Origin of the sequence: Desulfovibrio sp. 86, assembly GCF_902702915.1 — a bacterium.
GTDB lineage: Bacteria > Desulfobacterota > Desulfovibrionia > Desulfovibrionales > Desulfovibrionaceae > Desulfovibrio.
Genome location: NZ_LR738849.1, coordinates 514614 through 531033 on the forward strand (window position 1 = coordinate 514614; position 16420 = coordinate 531033).

Consider the following 16420-nt stretch of genomic DNA (forward strand, 5'->3'; position numbering starts at 1 on the left):
TCCTGAAAAAGTGCGCAACAGCATCCTTAAAGTGGCGCTGGACTATCATGCCGGATAAATAATGGACTATCCCCTTCCTCTTCGGCCTGGAATAAAATATCCCTTGCCTTAATGGGCGTGCCAGACATCTCTGGCGCGCCCGTTTTTTGTGCTGTTGCCACTCCATCTATTTGGCATAACATATATTTATGTTGCAATCTGGATGTGGATGCGCGAATGGCCCCTTGGGCCACCGAGTAGATTGCGCCATTATTCACAAATATACGTGCAACTGACATCCCTTTTGCACACGCTCGCAGCCGGATAGCAATTTGCCTTTCGAGTGCATTTTGTCTGCGAATTTAGAGCATTTTCGCATTGAAAATATCCTATTCTTCATGCTTCCAAGACGCCAGCTCCGGTGCGTAACTGCGCAAATAAATTTCGCTTACTCCTTCGCGGCGGGCGTCTGCTCCCGCATTTGCCAGAGCAATTTCAAAGAGAAATTGCTCTGGCTTGCTGTGCACCTTCCCTGCCATTTCTGTTTCACTTCCACGCCTCGTCACATGGTCCAATTGTGAGCTTCGACACATATGCTCAAAAATGACGCCCTCAAAATGTTCATTCAACATACTAGAATATAATATATTTTATTTGGCACCCCCTTTGCAACATGTGTAAAAATTCTCAATCACTTTTTTACACAGCAAAGGAGTTGTTATGGCCGATTCCTCCTCCTTCGAAGCGCTGAACCCTTATCAAATGTGCGACAAGGCGGCTGCCGTCATGGAAGGCAAGGCCATCAAGCCTGCGGGCAAGGCGTTTTTGCTTGCTGTTATGGCGGGCGTGTTTATCGGTCTGGGTTTTGTCTACTGCGCCATAGCCAATGCAAGCGGCGCCGGCAAGATTGTGGGCGGTCTTGTGTTCAGCCTTGGGCTCATGCTGGTCATTGTTCTGGGCGCGGATCTGTTCACCTCCACAACCATGACCCTTCTTCCCCGTGCCAGCAAAAGGATCACCTGGGGGCAGATGTTCGCCAACTGGGGCGTTGTTTACGCTGGCAACTTTGTGGGCAGCCTGATTCTTGTGGCGCTTATACTGCTCAGCGGGCATCCGTGGGAGAACGGCGGCAGCATTGCGCTTTTCTACATCAACACCACAGAGCACAAGCTGACCCATACCTTCATTGAAGCCATGTTTCTGGGAGTCATGTGCAACCTGATGGTCTGTCTTGGCGTGTGGATGAGCTACGCAGGGCGCTCGCTGTTTGACAAAATGATCGCCTGCCTGTTCCCCGTGGGACTCTTTATCGCCTGCGGTTTTGAACACAGCGTGGCAAACATGTTCATGATTCCCATTGGCATTCTGTGCAGCCACATGATGCCCCCCGAAGTGGCGGCCAAACTGGCCGACCCCGCGCACATAGCCTCTGTGCTGAACTGGCAGAATTTTATTTTCAAGAACCTCATACCCGTGACATTGGGCAACATCCTTGGCGGGGGCGTGTTTGTGGGCCTGTTCCACTGGCTCATCTACCTGCGGCACGGTCACGAGGGCCACCAGCCAGCCAGCATGGCCACACGGCACAAGCAGTCCCCGACCATCGACTAAAGTGTCGACGCTGTCGAAGCGCTTCGTCAAAAGTGTCGAACACGGCGTTATGGATAGCCCGCCGCATGGATAGCGAGCTGACATATTCCCCAAAATGCGCATGAATACTCAATTTGTGCATAATGGCACGCATTCTGCTGACGAGGGGCCATTATCACGATCCCTTGCGTAACGAGGAAGCTTATGAACCATTTTATTTTTGCGGACCCGGTCAAATGCATCGGCTGCAATACCTGCATGGCGGCGTGTTCGCTGGTGCATGAGCAGCAGGGGCTGCTCGGCAGACCCCGGCTTGAGGTCATGCGTTACGGCAACGGCACAGCGCCCGTGAGTTGCCGCCATTGCGAAGACATGCCCTGCGCCAAGGTCTGCCCGGTGAACGCCATCACTGCCACAGGGCATTCAGTGCACATCAACGAAAGCAACTGCATTGGTTGCAAGCTGTGCGGTCTTGCCTGTCCTTTCGGGGCCATTGCCCCGGCGGCCGACAGGCCCGCCGGGCACCCGGAAGTATACGAGCACTATGTGCCGGAAGAAGAACTGGCCGACGCCCCGGGCAGCAACTATTCCATGCCGCCTTTTCTGGCCTGGAATGTGGGCCGCCGCACTGTGGCCGTAAAGTGCGACCTCTGCTACTTCCGCTCGACCCCGGCTTGCGTGGAGGCCTGCCCCACCATGGCCCTGCGCCTTGTGGACGAAAAAACGCTGGCCGAACTGCAAAACAGCAAACGTATTGCCACGCTTGAGATGGAAAAACACGACGACAAAGCCGTCCCGGCGGCAACAACCATGTCGGGGGTGCAGCATGCGTGATCCACTTGAAATCCTGCTCTGGGCTGTGCTGACCTACATGGCTGGTGGCGTGCTTTCCCTGCTGCTGAGCCGCAACGAAAGGGCCGCCATCACGGTCAGCGGCCTGCTTGGCGCGCTTGGCGGCGCGCTTGGGCTGTATGCTGTCCTGCCCTTTCTGCTGCAACGGACCGAGGCCCTCAGCCATGTCTATGCGGGACCGTTTCCCTTTGCGCATCTGGCCGTACGGCTGGACATGCTGGGAGCCTTCATGACGGGCGTCATCTCCCTGCTGGCGGTTGCCGCCTCCATCTATTCCCTGGCCTATGTTAGGGAATACGAAGGCAAGGGCGCTGCGGCCATGGGATTTTTCATGAATACCTTCATCGCTTCTATGGTGGCGCTGATGGTCATGGACAACGCCTTCTATTTTATCATCTTTTTTGAAGTCATGTCGCTTTCTTCCTATTTTCTGGTCATCGCCGATCAGGAAAGCGAAGCGGTCAGCGCCGGTCTGCTCTACTTTTTCATAGCGCATGCCGGGTCTGTGCTTATCATGGCCTCGTTCTTCATCATGTACTGCCACACCCCTGACAGCAGCCTTGATTTTGCGGCTTTCCGTCAGGCGCAGATTTCGCCGCTCATGGCTTCCATCGCCTTTTTGCTGGCATTTTTCGGCTTTGGGGCCAAGGCGGGCATGCTGCCCCTGCACGGCTGGCTGCCCAGAGCGCACCCGGCAGCGCCCTCGCACGCTTCGGCCATGATGTCGGGCGTGATGGTCAAGATCGGCGTGTTCGGCATCATCAAGGTGGGCGCGGACCTGCTGGGCGGCGCGGATATGCCTGTCTGGTGGGGCGTTGTGGTACTGACCTTTGGCGCTGTTTCGTCCGTGCTGGGCGTCATGTACGCGCTGGCGGAGCACGACATCAAACGCCTGCTTGCCTACCACACGGTTGAAAACGTGGGCATCATCCTCATGGGCGTGGGCGTGGGCCTCATGGGCCTTGCCCTCAAGAATCCGCTGCTGGCCGCACTGGGCTTTCTGGGCGCGCTCTACCACCTGCTGAACCACGCCGTGTTCAAGGGCCTGCTGTTCCTTGGCGCAGGGGCCATCATCTACACGGTGCACACCAAGGATATGGAAAAGATGGGCGGCCTCGCCAAGCGCATGCCGCGCACGGCCCTGGCCTTTCTGGTGGGCTGCATGGCCATTTCCGCCCTGCCGCCCCTCAACGGCTTTGTCAGTGAATGGTACACCTATCAGGGACTTGTGAGCATCAGCCAGCATTCCTCCGTCATCGCGCGGCTTTCCGGCCCAGTGGCAATCGTGATGCTGGCCATCACCGGCGCTCTGGCCGCCATGTGCTTTGTAAAAGTGTACGGCATCAGCTTTTGCGGTCAGGCGCGCAGCGCCAAGGCTGCGGAAGCCACGGAAGTTCCGGCCGCCATGACGCTTTCCATGCTTGGTCTGGCCGCGCTGTGCGTGGCGCTGGGCGTGGGCGCGGCCTGCGTGGCCCCTGTCGTCAGCGCTGTGGCCGATTCGCTCACCACTGGCCAGCAGCATCTTGAAGCCGTGCGCCAGGGCGTGCTCATTCCTGGTGCGGACGCCGCCACCGGACTTTCTCCCACACTGGTAATGCTCCTGCTGCTGGGCGGCATGCTGCTGCCTTTGCTGGTCTTCATGATCGGCAAGGCCGACCGCCTGCCCATGCGCCGCAAAAATGACCCTTGGGCCTGCGGCTACGGCTACGAGGAACGCATGGCCCTCTCCGCCGGGAGTTTTACCCAGGGGCTGCGCCATGTGTTTGCGGGGCTTTACCGCCTGCGCCAGGCGCTTGATCCCGCTCCGGCCATGTCGCGCGCACTTGACTCGGTCATACGCACGGCGCGGCATGTGGAACCCATGTGGGACGACGGCATTCTTGCCCGCATCGTCCGTGCCGTGCAAAAGACCGGCATATGCGTGCAGCGGCTGCAGCAGGGCGATTTCCGCGTCTACTGCCTGTATATCATCATCGCGCTTATCACGCTGCTTCTCATCAAAGCCGCCTAGGGGGAACCATGTTTACCATGCAATCCTTGTCCTGGCCGGTATCCTTGCTGCTGGCCGCCGTGCAGACGCTGCTTCTGCTTTTGCTGGCCCCTCTGCTGTCCGGCATTTCCCGTAAAATCCGGGCCAGAATGCACTCGCGCCTTGGGCCTTTGGGCGCCGCAGGCGTGCTGCAGGATTACCGCGACCTGGCCAAGCTCATGACCCGGCAGGAAGTGACTCCTGCGCAATCGGGCATCATTTTCCGCATCATGCCCTTTGTGCTCATTGCCAGCGCTGCGGCCATAGCCATGACGCTTCCCGTGATCGTGACCGGTTCGCAGATGGCGAGCGCGGCGGATCTCATAACCCTGCTGTATCTTTTTGCTCTTTACCGTTTTTTCTTTGCCCTTTCCGGGCTGGATTCGGGCAGTCCCTATGCCGGTACGGGCGCAAGCCGTGAAATGCTGCTGGGCGTGCTGGTGGAGCCCGTGCTCATGCTGGCCCTGCTGGTGGCGGCCCTTATTGCGGGTTCGACCAACCTCGGCGTCATCAGCGAGGTGTTTCGCCAGAACTGGGGTGGATCCATGCCCACGGCGGCGGCACTGGCCATGGCGGCCTGCGCTTTTGCCGTATTTATTGAAATGGGCAAGATCCCCTTTGACTACCCCGAAGCGGAACAAGAACTTCAGGAAGGCCCGCTGACCGAGTATTCCGGCCCCGGCCTTGCTCTGGTCAGCCTGGGCGTAAAGTTCAAGCAGGCGGTCGTTGCCAGCGTGTTCATCAGCGTGTTTCTGCCCTTTGGCAATGCAACGCCGGAGAGCCTGAACGCTGTAACCTTGCTGGCCGCAGCCGTCGTCTTCGTTCTGAAGCTGCTGGTCATCTTTGTGCTGGCATCGCTGTACGAAAACAGCCTTGCCCGCGGACGCTTTCTGCTGACGCCGCGCGTCACGTGGTCCGGTTTTGGCGTGGCGGCCCTGGCATTCGTCTTTTACTTCAGCAAGCTCTAGGGCGTCGAGGAAGAAGTCATGGATAAAATTGCACTGGCAACAATCCTGATACCGTTCATCGGCGCGTTGCTCGCCGCCTGTCTGCCGTATCGCGCGGCACGGGCGCTGGCGCTGGTGGTTGCCCTTGCCGCTTCGGCGGGCAGCGCGGCCCTTGGCCTGGCATACCTCAATGCAGGCATGCCCGAAAACTGCACATTCAGCCTTGTAAGTTACAGCTCCACCCTACTTGGCGGCGCTGGACACACAGTGGAAATATTCGGCGTACTCATCGACAGGGTAAGCACGCTCATCTGTTTTGCCGTGGTTTTTCTCGGATTTCTGGTGGTGCTGTACTCCACAGCCTACCTGACCAAGGGCAACCGCGAGCATCCGCATGAGGGCACTACCCGTTTTTACGCCATCATGCTGGCCTTTATCGGCGCCATGGCCGGGCTTACGCTTTCCTCCACTCTCTTTGGTCAGTTGCTGTTCTTTGAAATCACCGGCGGCTGTTCCTGGGCGCTCATCGGCTACTACCAGACTCCCAAGGCGCTGCGCTCGGGCATGAAAGCCCTGCTGGTGACCCACCTTGGCGCGCTGGGCCTCTATGTGGCTGCAGCCTGGCTGTACCATGAGACCGGCTCCTTTGCCCTCTCCGGCATGGCCGGGCTTGGGGATACCGCCAAGATCATCATCGTGGGCGGCGTGCTCTTTGCGGCCTGGGGCAAATCGGCCCAGATTCCCATGCACATGTGGCTGCCCGACGCCATGGAAGCGCCCACCCCGGTGAGCGCCTACCTGCACGCGGCCTCCATGGTCAAGGTGGGCGTGTTCATTTTTGCCCGCGCCGTCATGGCCGCAGGAGACGTCCCCCCGGTTGTGGGTCATGTGGGCATGGTCATGGCCGTGATAACCCTCATCTACGGCTTTATCATGTACTTGCCGCAGACCGACATGAAACGCCTGCTGGCCTATTCCACCATTACCCAGCTCTCATACATCTTCTTTGCCATTTCGCTGGCCATCCTGTGCACGGATCCTGTTCTGCGCAACACGGTGCTGCTTTTTGGCGCAGTCGCCTACATTTTCAACCATGCCTTTGCAAAAAGCCTGTTTTTCCTCGTGGCTGGAGCGCTCAGCTACACCTGCGGCACGCGCACCCTCACCCAGTTGCAGGGAATCCTGTCACGCCTGCCTCTGCTTGGCATAGGCTTTTGTGTGGCGGCACTGGCCATCACCGGCGTACCGCCGCTCAACGGCTTTTTCAGCAAATACCCCATCTTCACCACAGGTTTTGCCCTTGGCTCGAGCCACTGGTTTGTGATGGTGCTGACCATACTGGTCATGATCGAATCCGTGGGCAGCTTTGCCTGGTTCCTCTACTGGTTCGGCAAGACTGTACCCGGCAAACCCTCTGAGGTTGTGGCGCAGGCGCAGCCTGTTCCCGCCGCCATGAAGCTGGTGCTGGCCATCCTTGTTTTCATGTCGTTCTCTTCCAGCATCATGGCCGTTTACTGGTTGAACCACGGAGGCTAAGCATGTTGAGTTCAAGCATAATCATCAACAATCTCGCTGGGCTTTTGGTGGTCACATCGCTGATGGTGGTCACCTGCAAAAAAGCCACCACATCCGCGCTGCTGTATGCCGTGCAGTCTGCCGTGCTGGTGCTCTCGTTCATTGCGCTGGCCGGCCTGATGCAGGCGCACGAGCTGTACACCTGGGCCGGAACCGCCGTTCTGACCAAGGTCATCCTTGTGCCGCTGATCATGTACAAGGCCCTTGGCGCCATGAACGACCCCGAAGCGCAGGGAATGGTCATTCCCACATCCGTGGTTGTCATTCTTGCCGCAGTTCTTCTGCTCCTGTGCCACTTTGTGGTGAGCACTGTGCAGGTGCCCATTATCACGCAGCACGGGCTTGAACCTGTACTGGCCGTATCGCTTGGGCATTTCATGATCGGCGTTATGTGCATTGTTGTGCAGCGCAACATCATCAAACAGATATTCGGCTATTGCCTGATGGAAAACGGCGCGCACATGACCCTGGCCCTGCTGGCCAATCAGGCCCCGCATCTTGTGGAAATAGGTATTTCCACAGACGCCATCTTCGCGGTCATCATCATGGTTTACATGGTACGCCGCATTTTCACCACCATGAACACGTTGCGCGCGCATGATCTTTCCGCGCTGAAGGGGTGAGCCATGAATGCCATGACCAACAGCAGCCCCATGCTTTTTTGCCTGCTGCTCGCAGCCCCATTGGTCACATCGCTGCTGTGCTTTGCCTGCGCCTTTTGCGGGCGCGGCATACGAACTGTGGTCAACATCATTAACACGGCAGGCTGTGCGGCCCTTCTGGCCACCGCTTTTGGACTGGTGAGCGCGGTCTACGAACATGGCCCGCTCTTTGCCGCCGGCAAGTGGATGTACCTCGACAGCCTCTCGGCCATCTTCCTTGCCGTACTTGGCGTGCTGGGGACGATCACAGGCCTGTACTCATACGGCTACATGAAGCAGGAAGTGGATCACGGCGAAGTTTCCGTAGCAACACTTTGCAACTATTACGGATTTTTTCACATGTTCATCTTCACTATGGTTTCGGTGATCACCACCAACAACCTCATCCTCATGTGGGCGGGCGTAGAAGCCACCACCCTGGCATCGGCATTTCTGGTGGGCATTTACGGCCAGAATTCTTCGCTCGAAGCAGCCTGGAAGTACATTATCATCTGCACCGTGGGCGTGGCCTTTGGCCTCTACGGCACAGTGCTGGTGTATTCCAACGCCTCCGCAGCCATGAGCGCCCAGGGGCTCGACCCCTCGGACGCCATTTTCTGGACGGAAGCCCTGCGCTATGCTGGCGGTCTTGACCAGACCCTCATGTATCTGGCCTTTGTATTCGTGCTTATCGGCTTTGGCACCAAGGCCGGGCTGTTCCCCATGCACGCATGGCTGCCCGATGCCCACAGCGAAGCCCCCAGCCCCACCAGCGCCCTGCTCTCCGCCGTGCTGCTCAAGGCGGCCATATTGGTCATCCTGCGGTACTACATACTTATCAGCCGCAGCATCTCAAGCACGGTGCCGCAAAACATGCTGCTGGCCCTTGGCCTGCTTTCCATACTTGTGGCCGCATTCAGCATGGTCTCGCAAAACGACATCAAACGCCGCTACGCCTATTGCAGTGTTGAAAACATGGGCATCATCGCCGTGGGCCTTGGCTTTGGCGGCCCGCTGGGCATCTTTGCCGCGCTGTTCCACGTTATCAGCCACAGCCTTGCCAAAGGCCTTGTGTTCTGCGTGTCGGGCAACGTGCTGCTCAAGTACAGCTCGCGCGACATGACCACCGTGCGCGGCATGCTCAAGATCATGCCTGTCTCCGCCGTGTTTCTTGCGGCAGGAACCCTGGCCCTGAGCGGCCTGCCGCCGTTCAGCGTATTTTTGAGCGAATTCATGGTGGTCGTTTCCGGCATCAGTTCCGGGCACATGTATCTGGTGGCGGCTCTGGCCGTGCTGCTCATGGTCGCCCTGGGCGCGCTGGTGCATCTGGTGGCGGTGACGCTCTCCGGCCCGCCGCCGGAATCCATCGCCAAAGGCGAACAGGGCTGCATGACCCTCATCCCCGCAGCCGCGTTGTTGGGCCTGCTGCTTGTCATGGGCACATGCACGCCAGCCCCGGTGGTGAACATGCTCAACGCAGCCACCAACATCGTGCTGGACAAGGATACCGCCACTGCCCAGGTACAGCCCGCCCTGCGTGAAATGGTGCGCACCGCCTCTCAGGAGGCTGTTGCAACCGACGCAGCCAGGCAAACTTCTTCCCGCCAGGAGATATAACGTGAGCACTACCACGAAACAGACCCAAAACCCCACCAGCGGCAACCGCGGCACGGGGTATGTGGCAAACGTGCGACAGCGCTTTCCCTACGCCGTCCTTGATGAAGAACGGCAGACCAGCAACCAGCTCACCCTCACGGTCAAGCTGGATGCCCTGCCCGACGTGGTTTCATATCTTTACTACGATCAGGGCGGCTGGCTGCCGGTGGTTTTTGCCAACGACGAACGCACGCTCAATGGCAGTTTTGCCATCTACTACGCCCTTTCCATGGAAGAAGGCGAAAAATGCTGGATTGTGGTGCGTGCCTTTGTGGATGCTGACCGGCAGGAGTTCCCTTCCGTAACGCCAAGGGTTCCCGCAGCCGTGTGGGGCGAGCGCGAAATTCGCGACATGTACGGCCTCACCCCCGTGGGTCTGCCCGACGCGCGCCGTCTGGTGCTGCCCGACGACTGGCCGGACAACCTGTACCCCCTGCGCAAGGACAGCATGGACTATCGCCAGCGTCCCGCGCCCACCACGGACACGGAAACCTACGATTTCATCAACGAACTGGGCAGCGGAAAAAACCGCATCCTGCCTCTTGGCCCCATGCACGTCACTTCTGACGAACCCGGCCACTTCCGGCTCTTTGTGGACGGCGAAAATATCGTAGATGCAGACTACCGCATGTTTTACGTGCATCGCGGCATGGAAAAAGCCGCCGAAGTGCGCTTGGGCTACAACGAAGTCACCTTTCTGGCCGAGCGTGTGTGCGGCATCTGCGGCTATGCCCACAGCATCGCCTATGCCAACTCGGTGGAAAACGCCCTTGCCATTGACGTGCCCATGCGCGCCCGCTGGATACGCACCCTGCTGCTGGAGACGGAGCGCCTGCACAGCCACCTGTTGAACCTCGGGCTTGTCTGTCACTTTACGGGCTTTGACGCGGGCTTTCAGCAATTCTTCCGCGTGCGTGAAAAATCCATGACCATTGCCGAACTGCTGACCGGCTCGCGCAAGACCTACGGCCTCAACCTCATTGGCGGCATCCGCAACGACATTCTGGCCGACGCGCGCAAAACCACCACAACCCTGCTCAATGCCATAGAAAAAGAAGTGGCCGAACTGGTGGACATGCTCCTCAGCACCACCAACTTTGACCAGCGCGCCAGGGGCGTGGGCATTCTTGATCGCAAGGTCGCCCGCGACTACAGCCCCGTAGGCCCCATGATCCGGGGCAGCGGCTTTGCCCGTGACGTGCGCGGCGACCATCCCTTTGAAGCCTACGGGCATATCCCGGTCAACGTTTTCTCCTTTGATGGCTGCGACATCTTTTCCCGTGCCCTTGTGCGGGTGAAGGAAGTGTTCGATTCCATCGCCCAGTGCCGCTACGTGCTGGACAACATGCCCGGCGGCCCGGTGCTGACCGAGGGTTTCACTTACACCCCCCACAAGTTCGCCCTGGGCTTTACCGAAGCGCCGCGCGGCGAAGACGTGCACTGGAGCATGACCGGCAACAACCAGAAGGTTTTCCGCTGGCGCTGCCGCGCGGCCACCTATGCCAACTGGCCGGTGCTGCGCTACGCCCTGCGCGGCAACACGATCTCCGACGCCGCCCTCATTATCGGCAGCCTTGACCCCTGCTACTCCTGCACCGACCGCGTAACCCTTGTGGATGTGCGCAAAAAGAAGGTCAAAACCGTGCCGTATCAGGAATTTGAGCAGTACGGCATTGACCGCAAACATTCCCCTCTGCCCTGAAGCATGTGGCAAAGCGTATGAAAACCATGAACTTTCACCAGAACCGCTCACAGCAGCGCAGCACGGTCTCTGCCGCCACGGCGTCCCGGCACAGCGCCGCTGCAACGGCCACGCATCTGCGCAACATGCTTGAGGAGGCGCTGTCATGCTGAAATTACTCAAAATAATCCGCGATGCGGGCGAGGTAACGATCAAGTATCCGTTCGCGCCTGCCGAGTTCACGCCCACATTCCGCGGCAAGCCGGAATACGATCCCAAGCGCTGCATTGCCTGTGGAGCCTGTGCCATCGCCTGCCCGCCCAATGCCCTGACCATCGAAACCGATCTGGAAAAGGGCGTGCGCACCTGGCAGTTCTCCGCCGGGCGCTGCATCTTTTGCGGCCGGTGCGAAGAGGTTTGCCCCACCAGGGCCTTGCATCTCTCGCAGGAATTTGAACTTGCCGTCATGCGCAAAGACGATCTGTACGAGCGCTGCACCTTCAGCCTGTGCCACTGCAGCCAGTGCGGCACGGCCTTTGCCCCGCAAAAGGAAGTGGACTACGCCCTGGCCCTGACCATGCAGGCGGACGGCATTACGGAAGAAGACCCCGACCAGCGGCGGCAGTTTGAAACCTGCCCACAGTGCAAACGCAAGCAGACCCTCGGCCTCAAGCCCCGGCAGGAGGTATAGCCATGTCCATTGTTCCCTATGCCTACGCGCCCGGTGTCTCGCACTACAAAACCGAGCCTGTCAGCGTGGAGGATTCCGTAGCGGCGCTCAAGGCGGCGCTTTTGCAGCGCATTCAGCGTTCCGCCTACGTCTACCGTATTGACTGCGGCGGCTGCAACGGCTGTGAAATTGAAATCTTCGCATCCATCACGTCCATCTTTGACGCGGAGCGCTTCGGCATCAAGGTGGTTCCCTCGCCCCGCCATGCAGACATTCTGCTGTTTACGGGCGCAGTGACCCGCGCCATGCGCATGCCCGCCCTGCGCGCCTTCCACAACGCGCCAGATCCCAAGATCTGCGTATCCTACGGCGCGTGCGGCTGCAGCGGCGGCATATTCCACGACATGTATTGCGTATGGGGCGGCAGCGACAAGATCGTGCCCATAGACGTGTACATTCCCGGCTGCCCACCCACCCCGCAGGCCACCATCTATGGCCTTGCCGTGGCCCTCGGTCTGCTGGACCAGAAGCTCAAGGAACGCAACCACGAGGAATCCGGCGCAGCAGCCCCCGCCCCCCTGCTGCCCGACGCTCCGCTGGACATCCGCGTGCGGATCGAACGCGAGGCGCGCCTGCTGGCGGGCTACCGTCAGGGCAGGGAAATCAGCGACCGCTTCTTCACCTGCCTGGAGGCGGGCAGCACGGCGGCCCTTGAAGGCAACCTGCAAAAATGGATTCGCGATGCCGATGACCCGCGCCTGACGGAGATTCTCTTCCGTCTGCGCGAGATGTTTTTCGACAGCCTGAACATGAGTCAGGATCAGGGGATCTGCCATGACTGAGATGGTCCGCTTTCACGCGCTGCGGCGAAAATTTCTGGATACCCAAAAGGATCTTCCCGAATCAGACGCCACAAAGCAGGTCATGTACTATTCCCTTGCCATCGGGCATCACGTGGGGGTTATCGACTGCCTCGTCAAGGTGCTGGAATGCCCCAAAGACGCCTATGAGACATGGGTGGGCCTGCTGCCGCAGGGCGAGGCCCGCCGCAAGATGTCGGGCTTGCTGACCTTTGGCGAAATACACATTGACGCGAACCATGCGGGCATGCTGGGCAAGGCTTTTGCCCAAGCCATGCCTGGCATGGACGAACCGTACAGGGGCTGGAGCGCCGCCCTTATGGAACAGCTGGCCGCCATTCAGCAAGAACCAGCACTCTACCTCATGGTGCAGTTGCCCCGGAGGATGGAATGACCGCTCCTGCACCCCAGACCTGCAGCGTGGTGCTGACAGTGGGCAACAGCCTGATGGGCGACGACGGCGCAGGCCCGCTTTTGTGCGAACGCCTGGAAGCCGCGCCCGTCCCGGGCTGGACTGTGGTAGACGGCGGTTCCATGCCCGAAAACGTCACGTATGCCGTCAAGGCCATGAAGCCGCAGCGCCTGCTTATTGTGGACGTTGCCGCACTGGGGCTGCCCCCCGGTGAAATGCGCTTTGTGGACAAGGAACGCATCCGGGTCATGGGCATAGCCAGCACACATAACATGCCGCTTTCATTCATTATGGATGAACTGAAACAGGAAATCGAGCAGGTTGTGTTTCTGGGCATTCAGCCACAGGAGGTGGGCTTTTGCCTGCCAGTGACCGATGCCGTGCAGCAGGCGGTGGATCGCATCCACGCGGGGCTGGCAGGTGGTCTTGCCGACATTCCCTGGCTGCCCTGATGTTTCGTCAAAAATGTCGAAACAGAAAAAGATTGCTAACTATCTGGTGTAATAACGATTGCCACAGCTTCCGCACCAACCTGCGCTGTGATGCTTCGTCAATTTTGACGAAGCAAAGACAACCGTACTTTGTACAACAATCGTAAGACAACAGAATACCAGACTATTTTTGCAAAACTCTGGCATCCTTGTTGCAAATTAACGAAAACCGCATGGCCACACGCCGTGTCGGACAAACAAGCAAGGGCTTTCCATGAAAAAACGCATAGCGGCCAACCCGGGGCGGTGCATAGGCTGCCGCACCTGTGAGATAGCCTGCGCCCTGGCGCACAGTGAACTGCGTATCGAAGACATGACCGCCTCTGACTTCAAAGCCAGAGTTGCCATCCTGAAGTACGAAGACATCAGCACGCCGGTGGCCTGCCGCCAGTGTGAGGACGCCCCCTGCGCCGCCGCCTGCCCCTGCGGAGCCATTGTGGTGAACAGCGAAAGCGTCACCGTGCTGCGTGAGAAGTGCATAGGCTGCAAGGCCTGCATCATGGCCTGTCCTTACGGGGTCATGCGGGTCACAAGCCACAGGGTACGCCGCACAGTTTGCGGCAAACCGCTGGGCTACAGCCAAAAGGCCCTGGCGCAAAAGTGCGACCTGTGCGCCAGCGTGCCCGAAGGTCCCTCCTGCGTGCGGGCCTGCCCCACCAACGTGCTGTTTGTGGTGGAGGATGAAACGGTGCAGCCCGCAGGAACTGTCGCATTTCAATGAAAACTTTTTGGGCGGCACGCCAGATTCGTGTTGCAGTGCGGCCCCACATGTCTGCCGGAGCAGCGGAGTGCCCGCCGCTGTTTAAATGAATACAAGAGGACATCATGAAAAAAGTAATAGAAGTCTGCCCCTACTGCGCTTCGGGCTGCAAGATCAACCTGCTGGTTGAAAACGGCAAGGTCGTGGGCGCTGAAGGCGCCAACGGCCTGACCAACCAGGGGGCTCTGTGTCTCAAGGGTCTGTATGGCTGGGACTTTATCAACGACACAAAAATCCTGACCCCAAGGGTCAAAAACCCCATGATCCGCCGCAAGCGCGGCGGCGAGTTTGAGGCTGTCTCGTGGGATACGGCCATCGACTACGCCGCATCGCGCCTCACGGCCATCAAAAATGACTTTGGCCCCGACTCCATCATGGTATCCGGGTCCTCGCGTTCCACCGGCAACGAAACCAATTACATAATGCAAAAATTCGCCCGCGCGGCTCTCGGCACCAATAATGTCGACTGCTGCGCGCGGGTCTGACACGGCCCATCGGTTGCAGGTCTGCAACAATCTGTCGGCAATGGCGCAATGAGCAACTCCATTGTGGAGATTGAAGATACCAAATGCATATTCATCTTTGGCTGGAATCCGGCAGATTCCCATCCAATCATCGCCCGCAGGGTGGTGAAAGCCAAAGAAAAAGGGGCGACCATCATTGTCTGTGACCCGCGCAAGATTGAAACTGCGCGCATCGCCGACCTGCATGTGCCCCTGAAAAACGGTTCCAACGTGGCCTTCGTCAATGCCCTGATGCACGTCATCATCCATGAAGATCTGGCCGACAAGGAGTTCATAGAAAAGCACACCACAGGTTTTGAGGAACTCAAGGCCATTGTGGACAACTATGCTCCCGAAACGGTCACGGAAATAACGGGCATTGACGCGGAAACCATTCGCAAGACCGCCCACATGTATGCCACTGCCCCCGATGGGGCGGGCATATACTGGGGCATGGGCGTATGCCAGTTCTATCAGGGCGTGGAAACCGTGCGGGCACTGACCTCCATGGCTCTGATTACCGGCAACCTGGGCAAACCCCACACCGGCGTTGCGCCGGTGCGCGGGCAAAACAACGTGCAGGGCGCCTGCGACATGGGCGCGCTGCCCAACGTGTTTGTGGGTTACCAAAGCGTGCTCGACCCTGCCATGCGCGAGAAATTCGCCAAGGCCTGGGGCGTTCCTGTGGAGCGCATGTCGTCAAAGGTTGGCCATTACCTGAGCGAAGTCGCCTCAAGCGCTGCCTCAGGCAGGCTCAAGGCCTTCTACTGCATGGGTGAAGACCCCTTGCAGACAGAACCTGACCTTCCCGGCGTGCGCAGTGGTTTCAGCAAGCTTGACCTGCTCATCGTGCAGGACTGCTTTATGACCAAGACCGCAGCCGTGGCCGACGTGATCTTTCCCACGACCACGTGGGGCGAACACGAAGGCGTGTATTCGGCTGCCGACCGTGGTTTCCAGCGCTTCTACAAGGCTGTGGAACCGCAGGGCGACGTAAAGGTGGACTGGGACATCATCTGCCGCCTGTCCACGGCCATGGGCTATCCCATGCGCTACAACAATACCAGGGAGATCTGGGACGAACTGATCTCGCTTTCGCCCAAGTATGCGGAAGCTACCTATGAAAAACTCGATGCAGACGGCGGGCTTGGCTACATTCAGTGGCCCTGCACCAAGGATGCCCCAAACGGCACCCAGGTGCTTTATGCCCAGCCTGACGGAAGCATCAGGTTTGAAACTGCCGACGGACTGGGACACCTGTTTACGGTGGACTGGGTTCCGCCTGTGGAAAAAACCAGCTCCGAGTTCCCTCTGGTGCTCTCTACAGTGCGCGAAGTGGGCCACTACTCCTGCCGCTCCATGACAGGCAACTGCAAGGCGCTGGCGGCACTGGCGGACGAACCCGGCTTTGTGCAGATGAACGACAAGGATGCGGAAGCCCTTGGCATCCGCGACCATGAACTTGTATGGGTGCAGTCGCACCACTCCAAGGTCATCACCCGGGCGCAGGTCAGCCCGCGCACCAACCAGGGCGCGGTGTACATGACCTACCAATGGTGGGTCGGCGCATGCAACGAATTGGTGGGCGAGGTGTTAAGCCCCATCACCAAAACGCCGGAATACAAGTATGTGCCTGTCCGTGTTGAAAAAATAGAGGATCAGACCTGGGCCGAAAGCTATGTTGTGCAGGTGTACAGCGAACTGAAGCAGCGCCTGCGCAAAGAAAAGGCCGACGGCTCAGCCCAGAAAGTCCCTGCCTGATTGATATAACCCT

General features: G+C 58.9%; 15 protein-coding genes. All 15 read left to right on the forward strand.

All coding sequences use genetic code 11. The features are described 5' to 3' along the window. Positions 1–699: 699 nt before the first annotated feature. The 15 genes from focA to fdhF all read left to right on the forward strand — a co-directional run bounded on the left by focA (position 700) and on the right by fdhF (position 16407). The gene (focA, locus tag DESU86_RS02165; RefSeq protein WP_179979546.1) at positions 700–1590 is read left to right on the forward strand and encodes a formate transporter FocA; all 891 of its coding nucleotides are present in this window, start codon (positions 700–702) and stop codon (positions 1588–1590) included. 183 nt (positions 1591–1773) lie between these two features. Beyond that, on the forward strand, positions 1774–2403 hold the full coding sequence (locus DESU86_RS02170) for a 4Fe-4S dicluster domain-containing protein (RefSeq protein WP_179979547.1): 630 nt from the start codon (positions 1774–1776) through the stop codon (positions 2401–2403). Then, positions 2396–4432: a hydrogenase 4 subunit B gene (gene hyfB, locus DESU86_RS02175; RefSeq protein ID WP_179979548.1), complete on the forward strand. Its 2037-nt coding sequence runs from the start codon at positions 2396–2398 to the stop codon at positions 4430–4432. The genes DESU86_RS02170 and hyfB overlap by 8 nt, the downstream gene beginning before the upstream one ends. Before the next feature lie 8 nt (positions 4433–4440). Further along, positions 4441–5418 carry a respiratory chain complex I subunit 1 family protein gene (locus DESU86_RS02180; protein ID WP_269474301.1) on the forward strand — a complete coding sequence of 326 codons (978 nt, stop codon included), beginning with the start codon at positions 4441–4443 and terminating at the stop codon, positions 5416–5418. Positions 5419–5436: 18 nt separating this feature from the next. Continuing rightward, the gene (locus DESU86_RS02185; protein ID WP_179979549.1) at positions 5437–6933 is read left to right on the forward strand and encodes a hydrogenase 4 subunit D; all 1497 of its coding nucleotides are present in this window, start codon (positions 5437–5439) and stop codon (positions 6931–6933) included. 2 nt (positions 6934–6935) lie between these two features. Next, positions 6936–7595 (forward strand): hydrogenase 4 membrane subunit, encoded by a 660-nt coding sequence (gene hyfE, locus DESU86_RS02190; protein ID WP_179979550.1) that lies wholly within the window; start codon positions 6936–6938, stop codon positions 7593–7595. A 3-nt stretch (positions 7596–7598) separates the two neighbouring features. Further along, positions 7599–9230, forward strand: a complete 1632-nt coding sequence (locus DESU86_RS02195; RefSeq protein WP_197957528.1) for a hydrogenase 4 subunit F — start codon at positions 7599–7601, stop codon at positions 9228–9230. Position 9231: 1 nt separating this feature from the next. After that, entirely contained in the window at positions 9232–10971 is a 1740-nt protein-coding gene (locus DESU86_RS02200) for a hydrogenase large subunit (protein ID WP_197957529.1), read from the forward strand. A gap of 17 nt (positions 10972–10988) precedes the next feature. Then, positions 10989–11123 (forward strand): hypothetical protein, encoded by a 135-nt coding sequence (locus DESU86_RS14595; protein WP_269474302.1) that lies wholly within the window; start codon positions 10989–10991, stop codon positions 11121–11123. After that, positions 11117–11641 carry a formate hydrogenlyase complex iron-sulfur subunit gene (locus DESU86_RS02205; protein ID WP_179979551.1) on the forward strand — a complete coding sequence of 175 codons (525 nt, stop codon included), beginning with the start codon at positions 11117–11119 and terminating at the stop codon, positions 11639–11641. Before DESU86_RS14595 ends, DESU86_RS02205 begins: the two co-directional genes overlap by 7 nt. Before the next feature lie 2 nt (positions 11642–11643). Next, entirely contained in the window at positions 11644–12462 is an 819-nt protein-coding gene (locus DESU86_RS02210; protein WP_179979552.1) for an NADH-quinone oxidoreductase subunit B family protein, read from the forward strand. Further along, positions 12455–12874 carry a formate hydrogenlyase maturation HycH family protein gene (locus DESU86_RS02215; protein ID WP_179979553.1) on the forward strand — a complete coding sequence of 140 codons (420 nt, stop codon included), beginning with the start codon at positions 12455–12457 and terminating at the stop codon, positions 12872–12874. Before DESU86_RS02210 ends, DESU86_RS02215 begins: the two co-directional genes overlap by 8 nt. Beyond that, on the forward strand, positions 12871–13344 hold the full coding sequence (gene hycI, locus DESU86_RS02220; protein ID WP_179979554.1) for a hydrogenase maturation peptidase HycI: 474 nt from the start codon (positions 12871–12873) through the stop codon (positions 13342–13344). Before DESU86_RS02215 ends, hycI begins: the two co-directional genes overlap by 4 nt. Positions 13345–13597: 253 nt before the next feature. After that, positions 13598–14104, forward strand: a complete 507-nt coding sequence (locus DESU86_RS02225) for a 4Fe-4S dicluster domain-containing protein (protein WP_179979555.1) — start codon at positions 13598–13600, stop codon at positions 14102–14104. A 104-nt stretch (positions 14105–14208) separates the two neighbouring features. Further along, positions 14209–16407 carry a formate dehydrogenase subunit alpha gene (gene fdhF / locus DESU86_RS02230; RefSeq protein ID WP_179979556.1) on the forward strand — a complete coding sequence of 733 codons (2199 nt, stop codon included), beginning with the start codon at positions 14209–14211 and terminating at the stop codon, positions 16405–16407. The last annotated feature ends 13 nt before the right edge of the window (positions 16408–16420 follow it).